This is a genomic window from Sporosarcina sp. Y1009 (assembly GCF_057669865.1).
The window spans coordinates 104,632-127,252 of sequence record NZ_JBYHFO010000009.1; the positions used below are offsets into that span (position 1 = coordinate 104,632).

The 22,621-nt window shown below is 40.7% G+C and carries 26 protein-coding genes; 13 read left to right on the forward strand and 13 right to left on the reverse strand.

Features of this window, described 5'->3' with window-relative positions; all coding sequences use genetic code 11:
• Nucleotides 1-46: 46 nt before the first annotated feature.
• On the forward strand, nucleotides 47-2,095 hold the full coding sequence (locus AC25Y1_RS12570; protein WP_488148345.1) for a transglycosylase domain-containing protein: 2,049 nt from the start codon (nucleotides 47-49) through the stop codon (nucleotides 2,093-2,095).
• A gap of 255 nt (nucleotides 2,096-2,350) precedes the next feature.
• Here the strand turns inward: AC25Y1_RS12570 and AC25Y1_RS12575 are convergent, their stop codons facing one another.
• Nucleotides 2,351-2,866 carry a YwhD family protein gene (locus AC25Y1_RS12575; protein WP_488148346.1) on the reverse strand — a complete coding sequence of 172 codons (516 nt, stop codon included), beginning with the start codon at nucleotides 2,864-2,866 and terminating at the stop codon, nucleotides 2,351-2,353.
• Between the two features lie 66 nt (nucleotides 2,867-2,932).
• Here AC25Y1_RS12575 and thmT point away from each other — a divergent pair, with 66 nt between their 5' ends.
• Nucleotides 2,933-3,118 (forward strand): 2-hydroxymuconate tautomerase, encoded by a 186-nt coding sequence (gene thmT / locus AC25Y1_RS12580; RefSeq protein WP_488148347.1) that lies wholly within the window; start codon nucleotides 2,933-2,935, stop codon nucleotides 3,116-3,118.
• Nucleotides 3,119-3,168: 50 nt separating this feature from the next.
• Here the strand turns inward: thmT and AC25Y1_RS12585 are convergent, their stop codons facing one another.
• Nucleotides 3,169-3,669, reverse strand: a complete 501-nt coding sequence (locus AC25Y1_RS12585) for a YwgA family protein (protein ID WP_488148348.1) — start codon at nucleotides 3,667-3,669, stop codon at nucleotides 3,169-3,171.
• A 14-nt stretch (nucleotides 3,670-3,683) separates the two neighbouring features.
• A complete protein-coding gene (locus AC25Y1_RS12590; RefSeq protein ID WP_488148349.1) occupies nucleotides 3,684-4,982 on the reverse strand; it encodes an HD domain-containing protein in 1,299 nt (432 codons plus the stop codon).
• Nucleotides 4,983-5,163: 181 nt separating this feature from the next.
• On the opposite strand from AC25Y1_RS12590, the gene AC25Y1_RS12595 reads away from it, so the two are divergent.
• The gene (locus AC25Y1_RS12595) at nucleotides 5,164-5,799 is read left to right on the forward strand and encodes an RsfA family transcriptional regulator (protein WP_488148350.1); all 636 of its coding nucleotides are present in this window, start codon (nucleotides 5,164-5,166) and stop codon (nucleotides 5,797-5,799) included.
• A gap of 20 nt (nucleotides 5,800-5,819) precedes the next feature.
• On the opposite strand, the gene lipL is transcribed toward AC25Y1_RS12595, so the two are convergent.
• Nucleotides 5,820-6,659, reverse strand: coding sequence for an octanoyl-[GcvH]:protein N-octanoyltransferase (gene lipL, locus AC25Y1_RS12600; RefSeq protein ID WP_488148351.1), 840 nt, complete (start codon nucleotides 6,657-6,659; stop codon nucleotides 5,820-5,822).
• A 15-nt stretch (nucleotides 6,660-6,674) separates the two neighbouring features.
• On the reverse strand, nucleotides 6,675-7,646 hold the full coding sequence (gene pta, locus AC25Y1_RS12605; RefSeq protein WP_488148352.1) for a phosphate acetyltransferase: 972 nt from the start codon (nucleotides 7,644-7,646) through the stop codon (nucleotides 6,675-6,677).
• 176 nt (nucleotides 7,647-7,822) lie between these two features.
• Between pta and hemQ the strand changes: the two genes are divergently transcribed.
• The gene (gene hemQ / locus AC25Y1_RS12610) at nucleotides 7,823-8,572 is read left to right on the forward strand and encodes a hydrogen peroxide-dependent heme synthase (protein ID WP_488148353.1); all 750 of its coding nucleotides are present in this window, start codon (nucleotides 7,823-7,825) and stop codon (nucleotides 8,570-8,572) included.
• A gap of 368 nt (nucleotides 8,573-8,940) precedes the next feature.
• On the opposite strand, the gene AC25Y1_RS12615 is transcribed toward hemQ, so the two are convergent.
• The gene (locus tag AC25Y1_RS12615; RefSeq protein ID WP_488148354.1) at nucleotides 8,941-9,795 is read right to left on the reverse strand and encodes an aminopeptidase; all 855 of its coding nucleotides are present in this window, start codon (nucleotides 9,793-9,795) and stop codon (nucleotides 8,941-8,943) included.
• A gap of 99 nt (nucleotides 9,796-9,894) precedes the next feature.
• On the opposite strand from AC25Y1_RS12615, the gene AC25Y1_RS12620 reads away from it, so the two are divergent.
• Nucleotides 9,895-10,314 (forward strand): cell wall hydrolase, encoded by a 420-nt coding sequence (locus AC25Y1_RS12620; RefSeq protein ID WP_488148355.1) that lies wholly within the window; start codon nucleotides 9,895-9,897, stop codon nucleotides 10,312-10,314.
• Nucleotides 10,315-10,370: 56 nt separating this feature from the next.
• A complete protein-coding gene (locus tag AC25Y1_RS12625) occupies nucleotides 10,371-10,787 on the forward strand; it encodes a spore coat protein GerQ (protein WP_488148356.1) in 417 nt (138 codons plus the stop codon).
• A gap of 39 nt (nucleotides 10,788-10,826) precedes the next feature.
• On the opposite strand, the gene AC25Y1_RS12630 is transcribed toward AC25Y1_RS12625, so the two are convergent.
• The 4 genes from AC25Y1_RS12630 to AC25Y1_RS12645 form a co-directional block, all read right to left on the reverse strand.
• Nucleotides 10,827-11,207, reverse strand: coding sequence for a DUF423 domain-containing protein (locus tag AC25Y1_RS12630; protein ID WP_488148357.1), 381 nt, complete (start codon nucleotides 11,205-11,207; stop codon nucleotides 10,827-10,829).
• 33 nt (nucleotides 11,208-11,240) lie between these two features.
• The gene (locus AC25Y1_RS12635; RefSeq protein WP_488148358.1) at nucleotides 11,241-11,501 is read right to left on the reverse strand and encodes a YwdI family protein; all 261 of its coding nucleotides are present in this window, start codon (nucleotides 11,499-11,501) and stop codon (nucleotides 11,241-11,243) included.
• Nucleotides 11,502-11,568: 67 nt separating this feature from the next.
• Nucleotides 11,569-12,255: a uracil-DNA glycosylase gene (locus tag AC25Y1_RS12640; RefSeq protein ID WP_488148359.1), complete on the reverse strand. Its 687-nt coding sequence runs from the start codon at nucleotides 12,253-12,255 to the stop codon at nucleotides 11,569-11,571.
• A 5-nt stretch (nucleotides 12,256-12,260) separates the two neighbouring features.
• Nucleotides 12,261-13,013, reverse strand: coding sequence for a DUF4230 domain-containing protein (locus AC25Y1_RS12645; RefSeq protein ID WP_488148360.1), 753 nt, complete (start codon nucleotides 13,011-13,013; stop codon nucleotides 12,261-12,263).
• 126 nt (nucleotides 13,014-13,139) lie between these two features.
• Between AC25Y1_RS12645 and AC25Y1_RS12650 the strand changes: the two genes are divergently transcribed.
• The 6 genes from AC25Y1_RS12650 to AC25Y1_RS12675 all read left to right on the forward strand — a co-directional run bounded on the left by AC25Y1_RS12650 (nucleotide 13,140) and on the right by AC25Y1_RS12675 (nucleotide 18,230).
• Nucleotides 13,140-13,391 carry a hypothetical protein gene (locus AC25Y1_RS12650; RefSeq protein ID WP_488148361.1) on the forward strand — a complete coding sequence of 84 codons (252 nt, stop codon included), beginning with the start codon at nucleotides 13,140-13,142 and terminating at the stop codon, nucleotides 13,389-13,391.
• Between the two features lie 61 nt (nucleotides 13,392-13,452).
• Complete coding sequence (gene thiD / locus AC25Y1_RS12655) at nucleotides 13,453-14,283, forward strand: bifunctional hydroxymethylpyrimidine kinase/phosphomethylpyrimidine kinase (protein WP_488148362.1); 831 nt, start codon at nucleotides 13,453-13,455, stop codon at nucleotides 14,281-14,283.
• Nucleotides 14,284-14,395: 112 nt separating this feature from the next.
• Nucleotides 14,396-14,746, forward strand: a complete 351-nt coding sequence (locus AC25Y1_RS12660) for a YojF family protein (protein WP_488148363.1) — start codon at nucleotides 14,396-14,398, stop codon at nucleotides 14,744-14,746.
• A gap of 14 nt (nucleotides 14,747-14,760) precedes the next feature.
• Nucleotides 14,761-15,444 (forward strand): bacillithiol biosynthesis deacetylase BshB2, encoded by a 684-nt coding sequence (gene bshB2 / locus AC25Y1_RS12665; RefSeq protein WP_488148364.1) that lies wholly within the window; start codon nucleotides 14,761-14,763, stop codon nucleotides 15,442-15,444.
• Nucleotides 15,445-15,604: 160 nt separating this feature from the next.
• The gene (locus AC25Y1_RS12670; RefSeq protein ID WP_488148365.1) at nucleotides 15,605-16,957 is read left to right on the forward strand and encodes a YjiH family protein; all 1,353 of its coding nucleotides are present in this window, start codon (nucleotides 15,605-15,607) and stop codon (nucleotides 16,955-16,957) included.
• A 373-nt stretch (nucleotides 16,958-17,330) separates the two neighbouring features.
• Nucleotides 17,331-18,230, forward strand: a complete 900-nt coding sequence (locus AC25Y1_RS12675) for a DMT family transporter (protein WP_488148366.1) — start codon at nucleotides 17,331-17,333, stop codon at nucleotides 18,228-18,230.
• 81 nt (nucleotides 18,231-18,311) lie between these two features.
• Here AC25Y1_RS12675 and AC25Y1_RS12680 read toward each other — a convergent pair whose 3' ends face one another.
• Nucleotides 18,312-19,262 carry an L-threonine 3-dehydrogenase gene (locus AC25Y1_RS12680; protein WP_488148367.1) on the reverse strand — a complete coding sequence of 317 codons (951 nt, stop codon included), beginning with the start codon at nucleotides 19,260-19,262 and terminating at the stop codon, nucleotides 18,312-18,314.
• A 176-nt stretch (nucleotides 19,263-19,438) separates the two neighbouring features.
• On the opposite strand from AC25Y1_RS12680, the gene AC25Y1_RS12685 reads away from it, so the two are divergent.
• Nucleotides 19,439-20,101, forward strand: coding sequence for a hypothetical protein (locus AC25Y1_RS12685; protein WP_488148368.1), 663 nt, complete (start codon nucleotides 19,439-19,441; stop codon nucleotides 20,099-20,101).
• Nucleotides 20,102-20,148: 47 nt separating this feature from the next.
• Here AC25Y1_RS12685 and AC25Y1_RS12690 read toward each other — a convergent pair whose 3' ends face one another.
• Entirely contained in the window at nucleotides 20,149-21,336 is a 1,188-nt protein-coding gene (locus tag AC25Y1_RS12690; RefSeq protein WP_488148369.1) for a glycine C-acetyltransferase, read from the reverse strand.
• Between the two features lie 57 nt (nucleotides 21,337-21,393).
• Complete coding sequence (locus AC25Y1_RS12695) at nucleotides 21,394-22,461, reverse strand: hypothetical protein (protein WP_488148370.1); 1,068 nt, start codon at nucleotides 22,459-22,461, stop codon at nucleotides 21,394-21,396.
• Between the last annotated feature and the right edge of the window lie 160 nt (nucleotides 22,462-22,621).

Here is a 22,621-nt window from a genome sequence, read left to right on the forward strand (position 1 = left end):
TGCGTTGCATACTAGAAAGAACAACATGGACGGAACGGGGGATATTATGCGACGTACGGTTTATGTAAAAAAGAAAAAAAGAAGAATGTTTTGGCGCAGGATTTCATTACTCACTTTGACAATGCTAACTGCCATGCTGACATTATACGGTTCACTGCGACTCTATGCACAAATTGCAGGAGCCCCCTCTTTAAGTGTTCCAAAAGCTTCAGTTTTTTTAGACAATCAAGATCATCAAATTGGTGATCGGTTCTCAGCTGAAAGGCGGTATTGGGTTGGAATAGATGAGATTTCACCATTTTTGCTAGATGCCGTGATTGCTACTGAAGATCGCAACTTTTATAAGCATCACGGATTTGACTTCAAACGAATTGGCGGCGCGATACTAAAAGACGTGAAGACAAGAAGTAAAGCGGAAGGTGCAAGTTCGATTACGCAGCAATATGCGCGCAATCTATATTTGACGCATGCAAAAACCTGGACTCGTAAGATTAATGAAGCAGTGTACGCATACCGCTTGGAATTGTTTTATGAAAAAGATGTTATTTTAGAAGGTTATTTAAACACCGTTTACTTCGGACATGGGATGTATGGGGTAGAAGCTGCTAGCAAGTTTTATTTTGGAAAATCTGCAAAAGATTTAACATTAGAAGAATCCGCTGTTATCACAGCTATTGCCAAGGGACCTTCTGTATATTCTCCGGTAGATCACCCTAACAACTCCGCAGGACGGAAAGAACTGGTATTAGCCTTGATGAAAGCACAGGGATTCATCACTGAAAAGCAAGCAAAACGCGCGGTCGAGGCGCCAATTGTCATTAAAGCAGAAGAATGGATTGACACAAAACGAGTTGCACCATATTTCCTAGACGAGGTATGGCGAGAAGCTGAAAAAATTTTATCATCGAAAGGTAGATCGCCAGCAGAAGGTGGTTGGACCATTCGAACGACGCTCGACCAGCATCATCAACAAACCGCTGAAGCAGTCATTGATAAATGGATGCCAGATTCAGGTCTTCAAGTTGGCTTTATCTCCATTGAGCCAAGTAGTGGTGCCGTTACTTCGTTAGTAGGCGGTGTAGATTATAATGAAAGCCCATTTAACCGGGCAACTCAAGCGAGACGCCAACCTGGTTCAGCGATGAAACCAATTCTGTACGCCGCAGCATTGGAGAATGGGTTTAATCCACTTACATTTCTGTTTCCTAAAAAAACAATATTCACATACGGTGAAAAAACTTATGAACCCAAAAATGTGAATGATCAATATGCGACACATCCGATTTCACTCGCGCAAGCTCTAGCCATTTCCGATAATGTATTTGCGGTAAAGACCCTTGAGGAAGTTGGTTTTAAAAGTTACCAAGGAATGGCTAATCGACTCGGGCTAGATATCACAATCCCAACAATTCCTGCAACCGCTCTGGGCACAACTGAAGTTACTTTGTCTTCAATAACGAATGCATTCAGTCGGATTGCGGCCAGTGGATTAGATATTGAAGCAACAACAATTCGTTCGATTACCGATGTAGAAGGAAAAGTGATCTACGAAAAACCAACAAAAAAAGTAAAACGTGTCCTCTCTGAAGAAGATTCGTTCATACTCACTCATCTATTGACGGGAATGTTTGATCCGGTCTTTAATGATTACTCAAATTCTACCGGATTATCGATGCGCCCTAAAATGACAAGATCTTATGCAGCTAAATCAGGAACAACCTTATGGGATCAACACTTGGTCGGCTATTCTCCTTCCTTAACAGCTGGTATTTGGACAGGTTTTGATGTGGATTTACGTTTGGAAGACCCGGAAGATAAAGCAGCGTCTAAAAAGATATGGATAGAATTTATGGAGTCCGTGCATAGTGGTAAACCTGCGGAGGCATTCATCCCCCCAGATGGCGTAAACGGTGTCATTATAGATGTAGAAACTGGCGGCCTTGCTGTGAACGAATGCGAAAAGCAACGACTTGTCTATGTGAAGGAAAAAGATATGCCACAAAAATTATGCACTGATAAAACATTGCAAGAAAAAAGAAATTCCAATGTTGATGACGACAGCTTTGAACTCTTCCCTTTTTCATTTTTCGATTGAGTCGGCTTATTAAAAAAGCTTCTATTCCTAGTTAACTAAGGAATAGAAGCTTTTTTTACCGATTAGAACCGATCGCATCATTAGAATATCAGGCTTGGGTTTGTTTGACGTCCTAAATGCACGTTTAAGAACTAATTCGGTAGTCCTAGCTTACATATGCAAGCTATCTATAAGTGTACTTTCTTTTATCCTGACATTCAACTATCATGATGAAAGATGTCAAAAAATGTCGCAATTTGTTCATAATTTTGACGATTATACACGTAGCCCCTCATGTAATTCTGGGTTGCTACGATTCCATATTTCTTCATTATGTTCTTTTAAAAAGTCAGCAAGTACGCGTTTTGATGTATCATCCATTTCGTCAACCATAATTCTTCCTTTCATGGATCGGTCCATGCGGTTCATATGGTCTGGAAAGTTTTTGTAGCCCCGACGAATGGATCGGTCGATGACCATTTCACAAGCCGTCACTCCGGAATAAAAAGGACCTTCTTCTTTATAATCAATCGTCACCCAAACTAACCAATAGGCTTTGCCATTTGCGGACTCTTCTCTAGTTGGTAAAAATCGAATGCCCCGTTCGAGCGGGCTTCTGGCATGCATTGCGCCAATTTCAATCGTCGCAATTTCTTCTTCAACGTCGATGACGACTGGCGACACATTTTCCAATGATAATGATCCAATCCCGAATCCTTTATGACCGTCAGTCGGATCATCTTTTATAATTGTAAAACCTATTTTCGGCTTTGGTTTTTGTTCATTCCCCATTTTGTTACCCCTCCAACTCTGATAGTATCATTAGTATACTTGATACATTAGAGGAGGGAAAAGAATATGCCATATGTCACAGTAAAAATGTTCGAAGGTCGTACTGATGAACAAAAACGTGCGCTTTGTGAAAAAGTCACAGAAGCTGTTTCAGAAACAACTGGCGCACCAGCTGAAAATGTCGTTGTTTTCATTGAAGAAATGTCCAAAAATGATTATTCAGTAGCCGGTAAACGTCCAGTCGATCATTAAACAAAAATAGCTGGCGCTCGATTTTTTTCATCGATCGCCAGCTTTTATATTTAGGCAGTACGTGCCAAGTCGTTTATAAAGTTGAATGCTTCTTCAAATTCTGTTTCAGAAAACTTCAACTTGTTTTTGACAACTTGAACTTTTTCGATTTGCTCTTTTTTCTCGTACTGATCAAAATACAATAGCGTCGAGACCAATTCAAGAAATCGAGAACTTTTCACCTGCATTTTTTGGATGAAATCTGGAAGGACACTCGGCACCTTATCCACTTTTTCTAAAAAGCGCTCCCCCTCAGGAGATACATTATATTGGTATTGAATATAGGATCCTTTGTCGACTCGTTGTTCCTTTAGAAAACCCATTTCACATAATTCCTCAATGCGTAATGTTAATTCTTCCGAATAGGGACCATACATATGTAGTTCAAATTTCTCCGAAAAAGGGAAATCCATTTTCTTTGCGATGTAAATCATTTTCTGAAGTTTTTTTCTTCCAGTTACCTCTTCCGCCAATGAAATAAATTGTACGATTTTTGCGTGTTCTTGCAACAAGTTGTCCACCCTTTCTAATTTTTCAACATCCTTAAGATTTTTTGATACAACGGATTGTTCTCTTGCCCAGCTTCGAGTAAATCCTCTGGAAAATAAAGTTTGTGATCCGTTCTTCGTTTTCCGGAAATCGCCTCAACAATATCCGATGACTGAGAGATTTCACTTAAGTCCCCATTTGGCAATTTCAAAAATATTGGCAGTCGCTCATTTTCTTCTCCTGGTCTATAAAAGTCATAAGGCAAATCTGATGAAGAGTCTACAACTAAATAGTAGTCGGGATCAATACCCGCTTCTAAAAAGAGTGATTTTATTTCATGCATTTTTTCATATTCAATCGCAGGGTTGAACTCTACGTATTGAAAGAGACGCCGGTTAAGGAACCGATTGCTTAAATCTGAGAGTATTTCATCAGATTCTTTGGTCCACATTTGGAAATAAGTTGTCATTACGCCTTCATCAAGGGCAATATAATCTTCTAATATTAAGGTTTTATCAAAAAAAGTTTGGAAATGAACGGGTTTCTGTTTAAATTCATAACCCGTTTCATATAGATATTTAGCACGATGAAGAATTTTCGTTAAAATCACTTCTGCACTTCTCGATACTGGATGAAAATATACTTGCCAATACATTTGATATCGGCTCATGATGTAATCTTCAACTGCATGCATGCCGCTTGATTTTACGACGGCTTGGTCTTCAGAAGGTCGCATCACACGTAAAATACGTTCCATGTCAAAATGACCGTAAGAAACGCCTGTAAAATAAGCGTCACGTTGTAAGTAGTCCATGCGATCAGCGTCAATTTGACTGGAGATTAAGCTCACAACAAGTTTGTCTGGATATGTTTTTCCAATCACATCGGCTACTCTTTGTGGGAAAGTCGTTGAAATTCGACTTAAAACTGCATTGACTTCCGTATCACCAAGTATGATGGCTTGTGTAAATACTTCATGGTCTAGGTTAAAGACATTTTCAAAAGCATGTGAGTAAGGACCGTGCCCTAAATCATGTAATAATGCTGCACAAAGCGTAACGAGACGCTCTTCATCATCCCATTCCGGTCTGCCACTAAATCCATCGTCTACAATACGACGAACAATTTCATAAACCCCAAGCGAATGATGAAATCGACTATGTTCGGCTCCGTGGAATACGAGATACGTTGTTCCGAGTTGTTTAATACGCCGTAGTCGCTGGAACTCGCGCGTGCCAATCACATCCCAGATGACTTTGTCTCGGACATGAATATATCGATGAACTGGATCTTTAAACACTTTTTCTTCAAATAACTTCTCATTTTTATAATCCATTTTGTACACCTCCGCTATTCCCTTACTCTATTGTACTCAAAATACATGACGTCTGAAAGCAACAAAACTAAAAGAAACTTTTATAATAGGAACACAATCATTTTGTGGATGAATAAAATGACGATTGGATGTACACACTATTGATAGTAATAGATTATGAACATGGCAGGGAGGCACTACTATGGTGAAAGTTAGACAGGATGCTTGGATGGAAGAAAATGATGTGCTATTGGCAGAAACAGTCCTTCGACACGTTCGAGAAGGCAGCACGCAATTAAGCGCTTTTGAAGAAGTCGGAGATGCCTTGAATCGTACAGCAGCAGCTTGCGGTTTTAGATGGAATGCAGTTGTGAGACGTGATTACGAGGACGAGTTGGAAGATGCCAAAAAAGAGAGAAAACAAGCGATACGTATGCTTGGTAAAGATTTTAAGAGACGCGGTCAACAATTATACACACCTACACAAGGAAGTGACGAGGATAATAGGATTGCAGTTCCGTTGTCAGCGTTAACGCTTGATACGGTTATTGCTTATCTTGTTCGCCTTCACCATTCAGGTGCAGGAGATAGCGAGTCTTTCCGCTGGAGACAAACAGCAAAAGCAGCAAACGCTACGATTAAACAGTTAGAGAATGAAGTGAGTAAACTTCGAAATGAAAATGATACGCTACGCTCTGATTACGATCAGTTTGTGCAGATTATGAACCGCGCACGCAGACTTGTAACCCTCGATGGTGAAGATGAACGCACAGCGCCTGTGTTCCAAATGGAGCAAAATGGGAATCTCGTAACGAAAGAACCACCAATCAGCTATTGATTGGTGGTTTTTTTAAGCACTTACTCTATGAGCATTTTTTTATTGCGCTCTACGACCCGGTTCAAATAAAAAGCATACATATCCATTTCATCTTCATGAAATCTGCCAGTCGCAACGTGATTGGAGAGCGATTGGAGTAGCTTCTGAACACGAATATTAACGTCGCTAACCGTCAATTCTTGATTCAATAGTTCAGAGAGCGAGGCCATTACTTCTGGTTTGATATTCGGATAAACAAATTTTGTTTGTTCGCCGTTCTTTCCAACATCATACAGTTCTCTTATTAACTCAGCTCGCTTTGAACCGCTACCTTCAATACATAGATACACTTGAACAGCGATGCCATGGCGAAGTCTCCGTTGTGAGATGCCCGCAAATTTTAAGCCATCAATGCTTAAATCATAGGAACCTGGACAATAAGACCCGACAATTTCATAGGCTTTTATTTGATCAGCCGCTTCTGGAAATAGCCGCTTTACAAATTCAAGCATAATTTCATAACCAGCTGGTATATCGATGGCTGCGTTTTTTTCCGATAGAATCATGGAAATATTTAAGACACCCGCATCCAAAACAACTGCCAATCCGCCGGAATTTCGAACGATAGATTGGTACCCCGCATGTTCTAATCGTGTAGTCGCTACGGATATATTTGGTAGTCTATGATCTTGAATTCCAAGGACAATGGTTTTGTCATGGACCCAAGTTCTAACTGTTGGAATGCTCATCTGCTGGCCTACAAGATGGCATAGCGTATCGTCTGCAGCAAAAGATTCCAGTGCTGAACGATTGAGCGCGCTCATTGATTCATCCAATAAGCGCCATTCAGGGATTCGTAAAAAAGACTCGTATAATGACATTGTTCTATCTCCTACTTATAGACTTTGGGCTGCGGTCAGTAGGCTTAACTTGTACACGTCATCAGCGGAACATCCGCGAGATAAATCGTTAACTGGCGCATTTAATCCTTGTAATACTGGGCCGATTGCCTCGTATCCTCCAAGTCTTTCTGTTAGTTTATATCCGATGTTTCCTGCTTCAAGAGATGGAAACACAAATACGTTTGCATCGCCTTGAATGACTGAATCAGGCGATTTTTTACTGGCAACTTCCGGGACGTATGCTGCGTCAAACTGGAATTCTCCGTCAATTGTTAAATCTGCGTCAAGGTCTTTTGCGATGGCAACTGCGTCTGCTACCTTGGTTGTTTCCTCCGTCACAGCTGAACCTTTAGTTGAAAATGAAAGCATCGCAACACGTGGTTCTATCCCAAATGAACGAGCTGTCTTTGCGCTTTCAACAGCGATTTCTGCTAGTTCTTGTGCATTCGGGGCGATATTGATTGCACAATCTGCGAAGACGAGTCTTTCATCATTTTTCATCATGATAAAAGCACCGCTTGTCCGTGAGACACCTGGTTTTGTTTTTATGATTTGTAGCGCAGGCCGAACTGTATCGGCCGTTGAATGGACTGCTCCACTCACAAGACCATCAGCACGCCCTGAATAGACGAGCATGGTACCGAAGTAGTTCACATTCTGAAGAAGTTCTCTCGCTTGTTCACTTGTGTTTTTTCCTTGGCGACGCTCGACGAATTGTTCGACAAGTTCTTCGAAATAAGAAACTTTTATGGGATCAATAATCAAGATGTTTTCAATATTGATATCGGCTTTAGCTGCTGCATGTCGAACGTCTTCAACATTCCCCAGTAAAATTGGTTCGACAAGCCCTTCTCTTTTTAAGCGCGATGCCGCTTGAAGTACGCGTTCGTCTGTTCCTTCAGGCAACACAATCGACTTTTCAGTTCCTACCAAACGCACTTGGATTTCAACAAATAAATCTGTCATGTATAGTCCACCTTTCATCCTATTCTTATACCTACAGCATACACGATTTCCCCCTTGGATAACAGAATTCCATACTTGTCAAATTGATGACAAAGACCGTTCGGGAGATAGTTTTCTATTCAATTGTGATAAACTATTTTCAGGAAGTAAATTATTGATAAGGGAGTCGAATTATTTTGAATGAAGCAGCAGTTACACTTGATGGATGGTACGCATTACATGATCTTCGGTCAATGGATTGGGCGTCATGGAAGATAATTTCTGATGATGAACGCCAAACTGTAATTGATGAGTTTCATCAATATCTAGACAAGCTCCAAAAAGCACATGATGATAAAACAGGCAGCCATGCTTTCTATACAGTTGTTGGGCAAAAAGCAGATTTCATGTTGATGATTTTGCGTCCAACAATGGATGAGTTACAAGAACTTGAGGCAGAATTTAATAAGCTTGCCATTGCAGACTTTACAGTCCCAGCTTATTCGTACGTTTCTGTTGTAGAGTTATCAAATTATCTTGCAGGAGAATCGAACGAAGATCCGTATCAAAACCCGTACGTTCGCGGACGTTTGTACCCGGAATTGCCACGTAGCCAGTATATCTGTTTTTACCCGATGGATAAAAAGCGCGACGGCGATGATAACTGGTTCATGCTTGATATGGAAACGCGTAAAAAATTGATGTATGACCATGGTATGATTGGTCGTAGCTATGCTGGGAAAATCAAACAAATCATTTCAGGATCAGTCGGTTTCGATGATTATGAGTGGGGTGTTACGTTGTTCTCAGATGACGTGCTACAGTTCAAGAAAATCATTTATGAAATGCGTTTTGATGAAGTAAGCGCACGTTATGCTGAATTCGGATCGTTTTTCGTGGGTACGCTTTTAGATGGCGATAAGACTGATGCGTTTTTTAAGATTTAATTAATTAAGTCACTATCCACAATTCTATTTTTAGCGAGTACTTGAATTCATTATTCGAGTACTCGTTTTTTATATGGTTCGTTGATTTCCGTTTCGGGGGGACGTGTTCCGGCGGGCGAGCGCCGAGTTGCTGGAGTCGCCCCCCTCCACTCCAATCAACCACTTTCACTATACTAAGGATGTTATTTAGTGTTTTCTTATCCTCTGATTTACTTGAGCATCAGCTTTCGTACGGGTATAAGGTCCCGACTTGCAAGCAAAATCGTTTGAGTGCAAGCAAATCACTGTTAACTGCAAGGAAAACCCGTCAAAGTGCAAGCAAACCTCTTATTAGTGCAAGCAAATTACCGTTGAAGGGCTTTCTCAAGTTATTTAGTACCCAACCACGACAAAATATCTTTCTTCACATCATTCCCATTCCAAAATGTTAGCGCTTTCCCCTCCCCTATCCGATTGACGAGCTGTTCTACATATTCTGTTCCAAGTAAATAACCAAGCCGATTATGACCAAAATAACTACCACCGGATAGACGGAACCATTCTTTTTCTTTTGCCATGTCCCAGCCTGATGATGCATCTTTCAAGAAACGTCTTTTGATTTCGGTTTTGTTCTCTTCATAGCATGTAACCCATGAATCCCCCTCGTCATCATACGTAAAGTAAACGGATTCTTTCAAATCAGGAACTATCTGCTTGGATAAATACGTTGCAGCACCTTCTGTGTAAAGCGTTGTGAGTCCATGCATCCAATCGACTGATTCCCAGTCCATGCTTTGATTTGTAGCCAATGAAAAATGAGCGACATGGCCAATTTCATGCGCGACAATTACCTTCAGATGCTCTATGTCCGCCGATAATTTCTCGACTGCAAAGTAAATTTCTCGTTTATTGTCTCTCGTCACAAATGCATTTGATCCGAATGTGCCGACGAGCAGTTTATAGCTAAGGGCTAGTTTTAAATTGAAGGTTTCAGTAAACGAAGTTTCAATTTCTTTTATGATACTTGGAAGGCGTTCTGAGATTAGTTTGATATCCCTCACTTTTGTCGGATATTTTGCCATTGCCATTTGAAGACGTTCTTCTGTCTTTGGACAATGCATAGGATAGTATTGATCAAATATTTCTGGGTGCCTGTTAAGATACATTTCTAAATCAGGCATTCTAAAGTTTTGGTTTGCTTCATATAATGTTAAAAAGTCTGGAATGATGTTTTCTATGCGCATTAGGAATCCCCCTTTTTCCCATAGTTTACCACAAGCGTTCATGCTTTTCTGTCATCTTTACGGCTACCTTTGCATATCTTTGCGTGAGGAGGTTTTTCTTTGGCAGTGATTGCTCACAATGAGGCAGAAGTTGAACTACTTGCCCGGCTAATGCGTGCCGAAGCGGAAGGCGATGGCCAGTTAGGTATGCTGATGGTCGGAAACGTTGGCGTCAACCGCGTGCTTGGTGATTGCCTAGATTTCAATGATATTCGAAGCTTGCAAGATATGGTATTTCAATCGCCCGGAGGCTTTGAAGCAACACAAAAGGGCTACTTCTACCAACGTGCACGTCCGGAAGATATAGCACTTGCCAGACGAGTTCTCGCAGGGGAACGCTTTGATCCTGCTACCCGTTCATTATGGTTTTTTATGCCGACAGGTGATTGCCCAGCTCAGTGGTATGGGCAGTGGAATACCGGCCGCTACAAATCACACTGCTTCTTTTCACCACTCGTAGCTGTTTGTCCGACAGTTTAAGTGACTGTGATAGAAAAAATCTATGTCTTTTATTCATACAATGAAAGGATGACTGAATGGTCCAATATTATTGGAATCCAAATTTTCAACAACCGAGAATGCAAAATCCAAACATGCAACAAATGCCGCAGATGCAAATGGGGCAACAGCAAATGGTTCCTCCTCCGGTAACACTTCCAAGTGGAGCACCTGCTGGATTACCTGCAGGAGAACAGTCGTATATTGAGAATATTTTACGGTTAAATATCGGTCAACCAGGAATATTCCATTTTTCATTTTCGAATACACTTGGTGATGATTTAAACGTGCGGAATGTCGCTGGGTATGTAGAGGCTGCGGGTCGTGATCATGTCATAATCCATGAAGCAGGTACCGATCATCAATTCCTTTTTCCAATGATTTACTTTGATTATGCAGAGTTTGAAGGCCAAGTGAATTATTTCCCTCAAACTATGCAACCACGTCAAATATGAAAAAACTTCCGCTTGCCAGAATACGGCTAGCGGAAGTTTTTAATTTGAGAATTTAAGTGCAGCGATGATAAACATAATCCATCCCGCTATAAATGCAACGCCGCCGATTGGTGTGATTGCACCCAGGATACCAATACCTGACAAGCTCAAAATATATAAGCTGCCTGAGAAAATAATGATTCCTGCAAGTAGTAACCATCCCGCCCAAGTTAGTTGAGAAATCGGTCCTAATAACGATGAATTCATCAGAATCCCAATCGCGATCAAGCCCAGCGCGTGAAACATTTGATATTGAACAGCTGTTTCCCAAACAGCTAAGTAATGCTCAGAAAGTTTCTCTTTTAGTGCATGCGCACCAAATGCACCGAGCATGACAGCAATTGCAGCATTCACCGCACCAGCAATTATGAAAAATGGCATATCTATTCCTACCTTCTTTTTGAATATTACTCATTAAAAATCAAATATCGAGCCACCGTTTGCGCCTTCTTCTTCCATCGGTTTCGCTTCGAGCGATTGGATTGGCTGAACTGCATGTGATGTAAGCATCTTCGGAATAATCTTCTCTTCGTTTCGCGGTTTTCCTCCGAGTGCTACTTCACAAAGCGATCTAATTGCAGCGAGCGCTTCCCTCATTTCACGTTCATCTTCAGTTTTCTTGGCGGCAGTTAGTTGCCGCTCCATTTCAAGAAATACTTGATTGTAGGAAATCATTAATTATCATCCCTTTGTCTTTCAAAATATATGTTGTCACTTTACCTTAACACGCGTTCTATTCGAATTAAAGAATGTCGCCTGTTTGGCACCAATTGATCGGTTCTTCATCCCAAGACTTTAAAATGGCGTTTGCTTTCGAATAGGGTTTGCTGCCAAAAAAGCCACGTCTTGCACTTAAAGGGCTTGGATGAAAGGATTCGATAATGACATGCTTCGACACATCGATTAGCTTTTTCTTCTCCTGCGCAGGTCTTCCCCACAGGATGAATACGATGGGTTTTTCCCTATCAGATAGCTTCCGAATGACTTCATCGGTAAATATTTCCCACCCTTTGTTTTTGTGGGAATGCGCTTGCCCTTCTCTCACCGTCAAGGCAGTATTTAGCATGAGAACCCCTTGTTTTGCCCAACCAGTAAGCGTTCCATCTTGCGGAAGTGAACAGCCTATATCCTCAGAGAGCTCTTTAAACATATTCCGTAAACTTGGTGGGATTTTCACGCCTGGTTTTACGGAAAAACTTAACCCATGGGCTTGTCCCGGTCCGTGATAAGGATCTTGTCCCAAAACCACTACATTCACGTCATGAAACGGCGTTAATTGAAACGCAGTCCATAAACTTTCTTGCTGTGGATAAATCGTCTCAATAGCGTATTCTTTACTCAAAAACTGGTGAAGCTTTGTGTAATAGGGTTTCATAAATTCTTCACCTAAGACGTCGTCCCAATCATTCCCGAAAATCTCACTGCTCAAATTTGTCACTCCTTGAACTCGATCGTTACATCATAGCCAGCGAATAAAAACATTTCTCGCAATGTCTTTTCAGCGTTTTTTTCAGCCATTTGTAAAACACCTTGTTCCTCGGCTTCTTTTGAAATTATCTCTTTTGCTTCCTCAGCTAATGCATAGGCTTCTTCGATATTGGCTTCTTCTCGTAATAGACCTTCATATGAATAGTTCTCGACTTTATCGAAGGATAGCTCAGCACCGCCTAAAAATATTGCGTGTGGCAAAGTCAATTTGGCCGTTTTCTTGACATCATCGAAAACGAGATCATCCTTCGATAAGGTAGATAAATCCACACCCGCTTTCACAGACCCTGGAATGACGACTAAGACAACACGCTTCGTACCTGGTATGTTCAGTCCGATGTCTTTTCCGAACACCTTGTTGTCTTGTCGTTTTATAATAGCCTTGGAATAGGCTTCTACCGTCGCGAGCTCATTCAAGTCTATTATTCGCTCTAAAAATGCGCCTTTTTCTTCCGTAAAAGTACTTCCTGTTTTCAAGAAATAAAACGTTGCAAAAGGCAACGCAATTAGTAACGTAAGGATAAGAAGGGCTATGATCAAAATCGATTTCTTCCAGACTGCAAAGAATAGTTTCCCGACACCCCAAAATCCTGTCCGATGATTTGCCGTTTCTTCTACTGTGACAGCTGTCTCATCTTCACTGGCCTTTATTTCTTTAAGAAGACGTTCAATTTCATCCATTTTTTTATTTTTCGACATAAAGACCCTCCTTTTCATCTTAATTCGACTCGTACTAGTATACTTATATTATAGCAAATCCAAGTTTCAACAACTAGAATTAGTGATAAACTATTTACGGAGGGGTTCGACATGTCCGATATGCATATGAAAAATAAATTAGCGAAAATTACTGAAGCGGCGAAAAATGGCAAACATATTACTGAACGTGCGAAAAGCTTTGGTTTTAAAGTTTTTTTGGTCTTCGTTGCACTCGGAATAGTGGTTCTTGTCGGATTTTCTGCGGCTCTGTTGTTTTATGGGCATCAGATTAACGCAGCTATTTTCTTCCTCATATCCGCTGTATTTGGATACGCCCTGTTTAAATTAATCACTGCGGATGATATCCGAAATTTGTAGTTTGATATTAATTTGGTAAAATGAATAGTAATTCCATTCAAAATAAAAGGAGACTTCCAATATGACTTTAAAAAAGATATTAACGATAGCAGGATCAGATACTTCAGGCGGCGCAGGTATTCAAGCTGACTTGAAAACTTTTCAAGAACATGGAACATACGGCATGACAGCTTTAACAGTTGTTGTCACAATGGATCCAACTAATTGGAATCACAGTGTTTATTCACTTCCTGTAGACGTACTAAAAGCGCAAATTGCAACCGCTGTTTCGACGGGAATTGACGCCATTAAAACAGGTATGCTTAGCACTGAAGAAGTAATTGAAACTGCAGGTAATGCGATTAAAGAATCGAAACTTTCTAAAGTCGTGATTGACCCTGTAATGGTTTGTAAAGGTGAAGATGAAGTGCTAAATCCTGGAACTGTGGATGCGATGATTGAACATTTACTTCCAAATGCACTTGTTGTCACACCAAATCTATTTGAAGCTGGACAACTTGCTGGTTTGCGTACGCCGAAAACAATTGAAGATATGAAAGAAGCTGCGAAAAAAATTCATGCATTGGGTGCGAAAAACGTCTTTATTAAAGGCGGTAAAAGCATTAAGCATGATACAGCGGCAGATTTACTCTTTGACGGTGAAACATTTACATTGCTTGAATCAGAAAAAAGTGAGAACCACTTTAATCACGGAGCGGGATGTACGCTTGCTGCCTCCATTACAGCGAATCTTGCAAACGGACTTGATGTTAAAGAAGCCGTCACTGAAGCAAAGAAATTTGTTTCAGCTGCGATTACAAATGGTTGGCAACTAAATGAATACGTTGGACCTGTCTATCATGGAGCCAAAAATAAATTTGGTGCGCCAACGATTACGACAACAGAAGTATAATTATAATAATACAAGTGGCGACCCGGGAATCCCGAGGTCGTTTTCTTTAGCATATTTACCTTTTATCTATATACTAAAGGATATATGTGATTGAATTTAGGAGGATACACCAATGGAAATTGTTAACCAAGCACACGTACAGGAGTTACTCACATCCTTCGCAAATAAAGATGTTTACATCCATTTAGAAACGACGAATGGTTCATATGCAAGTCATTTCAATCAAAGTTTTTTAAATGCTGGGGCATTTATCCGAAATATCGTTATTAAATACGAGATTGGGAAAATTGTAGGGGATTCCCCACATCGTGTCGGTTTAAAACTACCGTCAGGTTGGATTTATGCACAAGGGATTACACATTATACAGTCGATGAACATGACCGACTGTTATTAGCAGGGCTAGATCATGAAGGAAAACTTTCTGTTGCTTTGCATATCAGTGAAACACCGTTTACCTATTAAGGAGGAACTATTAAATGTTAAAAAAAGAACGCCATGTCCTGATAGTGCTTCCTCATCCAGATGATGAAGCATTCGGTATTTCAGGCTCAATTGCAGCATACCGAAAAATGGGTATTCCCGTTACCTATGCCTGCTTGACGTTAGGAGAAATGGGTCGTAATCTTGGGAATCCACAGTTTGCAAATCGGGAAACGTTGCCGCAAATTCGCAAAGCTGAACTCCAAACAGCCGCTAAGGCAATGGGACTTGATGACCTGCGTTTAATGGGTTTTCGAGATAAAACACTAGAATTTGAAGACGATGAAAAACTGATCAAACTTGTGGAAGAATTAATTGAGGAAACGAATCCTTCACTGGTTATTTCGTTTTACCCAGGCTACTCAGTTCACCCTGACCACGAAGCAAGCGCTCGAGCGGTCGTTCGAGCAATTCGTCGGATGAAAGAAACTGAACGCCCGAAACTCTATACGGTTGCATTTGCAAATAATACAGAAGAAGATTTAGGTACACCTGATATTATTCATGATATCCAAGATACGATTGAGCAGAAACTTGCTGCATTACGTGCACATGAATCTCAAACTGTCTGGATGATGAAAGAATTGGATGAAAAACTAGCGGCAAAAGACCCTGAACGTATGAAATGGGTACGCTATGAACGATTTTTCTCTTATAAATGGGATCGAGACTTCGAATAATTTATAGTCAAAAACCGCAAAAGTGTATACCATACGCTTTTGCGGTTTTTAGCTCTATGATGCAATCGCTTACATGTTTCCACCTCTTTACATATGCATATAATTGAGTTATATTGTATTAATATACAACACGAAACTATTACTGGGAGCGATTTTCAAAATGAAGAAATTTTCTTTTTCAACCTGGCTATTATTCCTGATTCCATCTATTCTTGGAATCTTATTATTTATGATACCGATAAAACTTACTGGTGATTGGAAAGTTCCAATCGCTATTTTAGCCGATTTTCTTTCAGGTTATATTGCGCCGTTTATGCCTTCGATTGCGACGGTTATTCTAATTATTGCCGCGTTAGGTTCTTTTATTTATTTATTTAAATTCAAAGATGACGAAGATACATCGTTCATGACAAATCTTTTTAAGGTCTCTATTTTCTGGGTCATTGCACGAATTATCGGGGCGGTGTTTGCTCTACTAGTTGTTTTACAAGTAGGTCCTGAATGGATTTGGAATGCAAATACAGGTGGACTCCTTCTTAGTGAGGATGGCCTCGTTACTTTCCTATTTACAGTTTTCCTATTTGCAGGATTGTTCTTGCCTCTTCTCTTAAATTTTGGGTTGCTTGAATTTTTCGGTACGATGATGGTGAAAGTCATGCGCCCATTATTTAAACTTCCAGGTCGTTCTTCTATTGATGCGTTGACGTCTTGGATTGGTGATGGAACGATTGGTGTTTTATTGACAGCGAAGCAATATGAGGAAGGTTATTATACGAAAAAAGAAGCGGCGATTATTGGAACGACATTCTCGGTCGTTTCGATTACGTTTTCTATCGTCATCATAGGCCATGTTGGACTGAGCGCCTATTTCCTACCGTATTACGGAACTGTCGTTTTAACAGGTCTCATCTTGGCATTGATCATGCCACGTATTTACCCGCTTGGTGGTAAAAAAGAGGAATACATCGATGGGCGTCCATTTACTGGAGATGAGGAAAAACTTCCTGTTGGTTATAATTCTTTTTCTCATGGTTTGGAAAAGGCGTTGGAAAAAGCGGATATGAGTCGCTCATTCGGCAAGACGTTTACAGCCGGGTTTAAGAACGTACTTGATATGTGGCTTGGCGTTATTCCTGTTGTTATGGCATTTGGTACAGTTGCTCTTATTTTAGCGGAATATACATCTGTGTTTACCATTCTCGGTAAACCGTTCGAACCTTACTTGGCGCTTCTCGGTATTCCTGAAGCAGCGGATGCCGCGCAACTTATGGTAGTCGGATTTACAGACATGTTCTTGCCTGTCATTTTAGCGGAAGGTTTGATAGAGTCGGAATTGACCTTGTTCGTTGTTGCGACGATTTCTGTTGTACAACTTATTTTCATGGCTGAAGTTGGAGGATTACTTTTAGGATCAAAAATACCTGTGAACTTCTTGGATCTAGTCATCATTTTCTTATTGCGTACAATTATTGCCCTGCCGATTGTTGCGGGTGTCGCGCATTTGTTGTTTTGAATGAATAGCATTTAAAAAATTATAACTTTACCGTGTACTTGAACGATTTATTGTTCAAGTACACGGTTTTTCTTATCTAGAACGTTGATTTCCGTTCCGGGGGACGCTTTCCTGCGGGCGAGCGCCAAGCCGCTTCGTCGCTACGCTCCTGCAGGGTCTCGGCTGTCTCGCTTTCCCGCGGGAGTCGCCCCCTCCACTCCAATCAACTGTAAATCCCATTAACAAAGTAAGTTATTCAGTGCTTTCCATTAATGGAAATGTCTTTTTTTACTTTGAGTACGCTATATCAGCAATTCTTTATATTCAGTGCTACGATGAAGTAAAATGTTTTTGATAGATTTAGATATTTCAAATGAATGATAGGTGAATGATGATGAAGCCGGTGCTGTATTTATTGTTTCTTAGTGTTTTATGGGGATCTTCTTTTTTGTGGACAAAGGAGCTTCTTGATTATTTTGAGCCGACAACAATTGTTTTTCTACGTTGTTTGTTTGGAATCGCAGTGCTACTGCCCTTTTTATTATTATCGAAAAACCGAGTTGGCTTAATGAATATCTCACCAAAATTTTTACTCGTTGTCGCCTTGGCAGGTGCCATACCGTGGAATTTTATGGGGTTTGCCCTACAAGGTATCGATTCAGGATTAAGTAGCATATTGAATGCAACGGCACCGCTGTTGGCTGTTATATTTTCGGTTTTCTTACTTAAGGTTAAGCCGCTGAGAAACCAAGTATTTGGTTTATTTATCGGGTTTATTGCCGTTGTTTCACTGCTTGTTTTTTCCGGGCAAGCGGTTGGTGGGCAATTTTCACTGTTCCATGCGTTATTAATGTTCGGGACGACATCGTGTTATGCACTAAATTCCATCTATGTGAACAAACTTTACACTCATATTCCTGCCCTTCAATTATGTTTTTGGACACTGGCAATTGCTGTACTTACGAATGGGCCAATTAGTTTGCTGATTGAACCGACTGCTATTTTGCAACTTGGATCGCCGACTGTTTTCTTACCACTTTTGGTTCTGGGAAGTTTAGGAAGTGGTCTCGGCTACGTTATTTTTTATTTTATAATTTCGATAAGTGGGCCGCTTCTGGCTGTCATGGTCACGTTTATCGTTCCATTTGTCTCGATTACACTAGGCGTTATATTCTTGGATGAACCACTTCATGTCGGTATTGCAGTCGGTTTGCCACTGATGATTGTTAGTTTATTGTTAATGAATCTTCACGCGATTAAGTCTCGGAAGGTTCGAGGAGTTACGGGTGAATGATTGAGTGTTGGTTTAGTGTGGGGCATGTTTCCCGATAATAACAGGAAAAACCGTGAGAAGTTGCTCACGGTTTTCCTATTATTATTTATTTAGCTTTCGTTTTAACTTTGCTAACATATCAATAGTCGTTTCATCGAGATTATAGGCTGTTTTGAAGCCCCATTCCTTGATGGCTGCTGTCGGATCGATTGCGTCAGGCCAGCTGTCGGCAATAGCTTGGCGAATTGGATCTACATCGTAGTCTATTTCGAAATCCGGGAGCTGTTTTTTTATGGAGGCTGCGATTTCTGATGGTTCGAAGCTCATGGCTGTGACATTAAATGCGTTTCTATGAATTAACTTCACAGGGTCTGCTTCTAATAAATCAACAATTGCTTGTAAGGCATCCGGCATGTACATCATATCCATATAGGTGCCCTCTGCAATATAAGAAGTAAACTTTCCTTCTTCAAGTGCTTGATAGTAAATGTCGACTGCATAATCTGTGGTTCCTCCGCCTGGCCTGGATACGTTCGAGATAAGACCCGGGAATCTGACACCGCGTGTATCGAGACCAAATTTATTGAAGTAATAATCACATAATAATTCACCAGCTACTTTATTGACCCCATACATTGTTGTCGGTCTTTGCAATGTTTCTTGTGGCGTATCTTTTTTGGGTGTCGTCGGACCAAATGCCCCAATCGAGCTCGGTGTAAAGAACTGTAAATTTAATGCGCGGGAGACTTCAAGCGCATTCATAAGCCCACCCATATTTAAATTCCAGGCGAATAACGGATCGTCTTCTGCTTTTGCTGATAAAAGCGCTGCCATATGCAACATGGTGTCTGCACCAAAATCATTTGCGAGTGTATGCATTTGTTTTGCGTCTGTGACATCTAATAATTGAAAAGGACCATCGACAGTTGCATCCGAATTCGGACGGCGAATATCAGTTGCTAATACATTATCCACACCATACTCAGATCGAAGTTTGGTCGTTAACTCAGATCCAATTTGACCAAGTGCGCCAGTAACGATTATTTTCTTCATTTTTGAAACCCCTTTCATTTACGGTCATTTGTATTTATGGAGAGGACACCCTATTTTATTTAAATTTGAAACATCTACATGTAAACTTAGCTACATTATAAAATGTTCATTCAGAAAAGACAACATAAATATTTTCTAAATCTGTTATAATAAAAGAAAACTCGAGGTGTAGCGAATTGCAAAAGATACCATCTATTTTTTCTAAAGTATTTCGGTTTATCATCATCATTACCGTAGTTGCCTTGCTTTCATTCGTTCTAATATCATATGGCGTCCAGAAATGGATTATTTTCACGCTAATTATTGCAGGCTATCTTGGATTCACTGCTTTTTGGCCAGCGCATATTATTTACAAAGCCAAATCCATTAAAGCTATTGGTCGTTATATTAAGAATAACCATAAGCGTCCAATTTTCGGTTATTCTTATGCATTGGCAACTGGGACAGATCAAGATGTTGAAGTTGCAATCAAACGAATCATGAATACATATAGCGAAGAGGATATGCATGATATCTATGGCTCACATCTTGCCATACTTCAAAATGATTCACAGGCATTGTTGCAACATGCCGAAAAAATTAAGAGTGATGATCACCGTAACTATTTCAAAGCCTATGCCTATATTTTAAAAGGGAAATTTATGGATTCCGTAGAGTTTTCTGAGAAGGTGCAAACACCGTGGATGGTTTATTCATTAAGAGCAGCGGATGCAAAGAAGCGTGGGGATCAGGGCGTATTTAAATCTGCGGCGAATAAATCAATTGAAAGTGCACTTGGGATTCAGCGGTTTGTATTATTTCATACAATGAGACGTATGGGAAATGACGCTCCACAATAAATACAGAAAGCCCTAGACAATTATTTTGTCTAGGGCTTTTTAGTCTATTAAATGATGTTTAGTTCTTTTCCAACTTTTTCATAAATAGCCAATGCCTCGTCTAGCATCTCTTTTGTATGCGCTGCGGTTGGCATGTTTCGAACACGGCCTTTTCCTCTTGCTACAGTTGGGAAGACAATGGATTTAGCGTAAACGCCTTCTTCCATTAACCGTCTTGAAAATTGTTGTGATAGTTTTTCTTCACCAATAATACATGGGGTAATTGGTGTTTCGGATGCACCGATGTCAAAGCCAAGCTTTTTGAGGCCAGCTTTTAAGTAGTTGCCATTCTCCCATAGTTTATCGTGAAGTTCTGTTGAATCAATTATTTGTTGCAACGCGCCAATTGTCGCCGCAACATCTGCTGGCGTGACAGCTGTTGAGAATAGGAATGGACGCGAACGAACTTTTAACCAATCGATTAAGTTCTGTTTACCCGCGACATATCCACCCACAACGCCGACTGCTTTCGATAACGTGCCCATTTGCATATCGATTTCTTTTTCAAGTCCGAAATGTTTGACCGTTCCTTTTCCTTTACCCGTAACGCCAGATCCATGGGCATCGTCAACGTAAGTAATGAGGTCAAATTCCTTCGCGATTTCCACGATTCCTGGAAGGTTTGCGATATTGCCGTCCATAGAAAATACGCCGTCTGTGATGTACATGACTTTTTCATATAAGCCGGACTCTGTTGCTTCCTTTGCTTTCGCTCGTAGATCGTCCATATCTTGGTGATTGACGCGAATAATTTTCGCACCGGACAAACGGCATCCGTCAATGATTGATGCGTGGTTTAATTCGTCAGAAAGAATCGCATCTTTTTTAGTCATCACTGCTGAAATAGCTGCCATATTACAGTTAAAACCGGATTGATAGGAAATTGCTGCTTCTGTTCCTTTGAATTCAGCAAGTTTCTTTTCAAGTTCGATATGAATATCGAGTGTTCCGTTGATTGTACGAACAGCTCCCGCGCCTACGCCGTATTTATCAATCGCGTCTTTCGCAAGTTTCTTCAAGTTTTCGTCTGTTGCAAGCCCAAGGTAGTTATTTGAGGATAGGTTAATTAACTCTTTTCCACCAATTTTAATTGTTGCCCCATTTGGTCCTTCAACAGGATCGATTTCATTGTATAAACCTGCTTCACGAAGTTCTTCCAAGTTTTCTGTTAAATATGCATCTAAAACTTTAGACATGGCACTCTTCCTTTCAGACTGTATATGCCTACATAGTACCATACAGTCCAATACCTGTCAGTACGGGGCTATAAGCTTTTGGGATTTATCCTGAAAGATCGTGTCTCTTATTGCCGAATCCATTGTAATCTTGACGCCTTTTTCAGCTTGCGCATAGGCCTGCATATAACCAGTCGCATCTAGAATCTTTTCACGGTAAACATTGCTAATCGAAAGGATTTCTTCTTCAATTTCTTCGTTTTCCTCGCACATTGAAACCAAATCGACGACTTCATCACCAGGGTTTTCAGGGTCGTATTCATGCGGTTGTGTCGCATCTAGGAAACAAATGGACAACTCCGGAAATAAGACGAGGTCGACTCCTGCTGGGTCTAAGCCGCACCAACCATAAATAACGTCAAATCCTCTTGACTCGGCCTCTTTCCCCAGCGCTCTCATCAATGTCGATTTCCCTGTCCCGGGAAGCCCTTTAATCAGCATCCGCCGTTTCAGATGCCCCGTAATCGAGGGGACAAAATCGCAAGCGCCGGCAGATGTCAGGGATCCAATAAGCCGATGCGAAATTGTCGATTGTTTGTTTAGACGGATTGTCCCAAATAATGCTTCTTTCAAGGACTTGATTAGATTTTCGTGTTCGTTCCACTTCATGCGTTTAATATTTAACGATTCCCATTCATCATGAATCGTTTTCGCTTCGGCCAATGCACTTAGCGACTTCTCCAAAGCGGTTTCTGCTTCTGAGAGGCTTTTGGCAATAAATCCATTTTGTTCGCGCAATTTTATTTCGTCATACATATCATAAAAACTCACAACCCGGTGGCGCCCTCCGATATCCGAAGGTTCGAGTGCTACTGGATGTGACGCTTGAATGAATAGCAGATTGGGTTCTTTGATGTAAATTGCGTCAGTTATATCGGGTTGTGCCGGATTCATAAATTTGTCGATATCAAATCCCCGTTTCACAAAGTGCATGCCTGTGTTGTTTAAGAGCGATGATAATGCTGTTGTTGGCGGGCATTTCAAAAATACCGTCTCGTCTGCCGATGCGATGAGTTCGTCGTATTTATGTGAGATTCCAAGACCTGTATAAGCTGTCCCCATGTACTTTGTTATTGAACCATACATGTCGCGCACTCCCTTTCCGATTTCATACAGTTAGCTTATGCTTGGACAACCTAAAAAAGCACGGCTTGTTTTGGTCCTGAATAAAAAACGTCTTGGATACCGTTGATTTCCGTTTCGGTCGGACGCTTTCCGCGGGCACGGCTTCAGCCTCCTCGTCACT

Coding starts and splice junctions, on each gene's coding strand:
- AC25Y1_RS12570 (WP_488148345.1), top strand. CDS start 47: ATGCGACGTACGGTTTATGTAAAAAAGAAAAAAAGAAGAATGTTTTGG.
- AC25Y1_RS12575 (WP_488148346.1), bottom strand. CDS start 2,866: ATGGGGAATGAACAAAAACCAAAGCCGAAAATAGGTTTTACAATTATA.
- thmT (WP_488148347.1), top strand. CDS start 2,933: ATGCCATATGTCACAGTAAAAATGTTCGAAGGTCGTACTGATGAACAA.
- AC25Y1_RS12590 (WP_488148349.1), bottom strand. CDS start 4,982: ATGGATTATAAAAATGAGAAGTTATTTGAAGAAAAAGTGTTTAAAGAT.
- AC25Y1_RS12595 (WP_488148350.1), top strand. CDS start 5,164: ATGGTGAAAGTTAGACAGGATGCTTGGATGGAAGAAAATGATGTGCTA.
- lipL (WP_488148351.1), bottom strand. CDS start 6,659: ATGTCATTATACGAGTCTTTTTTACGAATCCCTGAATGGCGCTTATTG.
- pta (WP_488148352.1), bottom strand. CDS start 7,646: ATGACAGATTTATTTGTTGAAATCCAAGTGCGTTTGGTAGGAACTGAA.
- AC25Y1_RS12615 (WP_488148354.1), bottom strand. CDS start 9,795: ATGCGCATAGAAAACATCATTCCAGACTTTTTAACATTATATGAAGCA.
- AC25Y1_RS12625 (WP_488148356.1), top strand. CDS start 10,371: ATGGTCCAATATTATTGGAATCCAAATTTTCAACAACCGAGAATGCAA.
- AC25Y1_RS12630 (WP_488148357.1), bottom strand. CDS start 11,207: ATGCCATTTTTCATAATTGCTGGTGCGGTGAATGCTGCAATTGCTGTC.
- AC25Y1_RS12635 (WP_488148358.1), bottom strand. CDS start 11,501: ATGATTTCCTACAATCAAGTATTTCTTGAAATGGAGCGGCAACTAACT.
- AC25Y1_RS12645 (WP_488148360.1), bottom strand. CDS start 13,013: ATGTCGAAAAATAAAAAAATGGATGAAATTGAACGTCTTCTTAAAGAA.
- AC25Y1_RS12650 (WP_488148361.1), top strand. CDS start 13,140: ATGAAAAATAAATTAGCGAAAATTACTGAAGCGGCGAAAAATGGCAAA.
- thiD (WP_488148362.1), top strand. CDS start 13,453: ATGACTTTAAAAAAGATATTAACGATAGCAGGATCAGATACTTCAGGC.
- AC25Y1_RS12660 (WP_488148363.1), top strand. CDS start 14,396: ATGGAAATTGTTAACCAAGCACACGTACAGGAGTTACTCACATCCTTC.
- bshB2 (WP_488148364.1), top strand. CDS start 14,761: ATGTTAAAAAAAGAACGCCATGTCCTGATAGTGCTTCCTCATCCAGAT.
- AC25Y1_RS12670 (WP_488148365.1), top strand. CDS start 15,605: ATGAAGAAATTTTCTTTTTCAACCTGGCTATTATTCCTGATTCCATCT.
- AC25Y1_RS12675 (WP_488148366.1), top strand. CDS start 17,331: ATGAAGCCGGTGCTGTATTTATTGTTTCTTAGTGTTTTATGGGGATCT.
- AC25Y1_RS12680 (WP_488148367.1), bottom strand. CDS start 19,262: ATGAAGAAAATAATCGTTACTGGCGCACTTGGTCAAATTGGATCTGAG.
- AC25Y1_RS12690 (WP_488148369.1), bottom strand. CDS start 21,336: ATGTCTAAAGTTTTAGATGCATATTTAACAGAAAACTTGGAAGAACTT.
- AC25Y1_RS12695 (WP_488148370.1), bottom strand. CDS start 22,461: ATGTATGGTTCAATAACAAAGTACATGGGGACAGCTTATACAGGTCTT.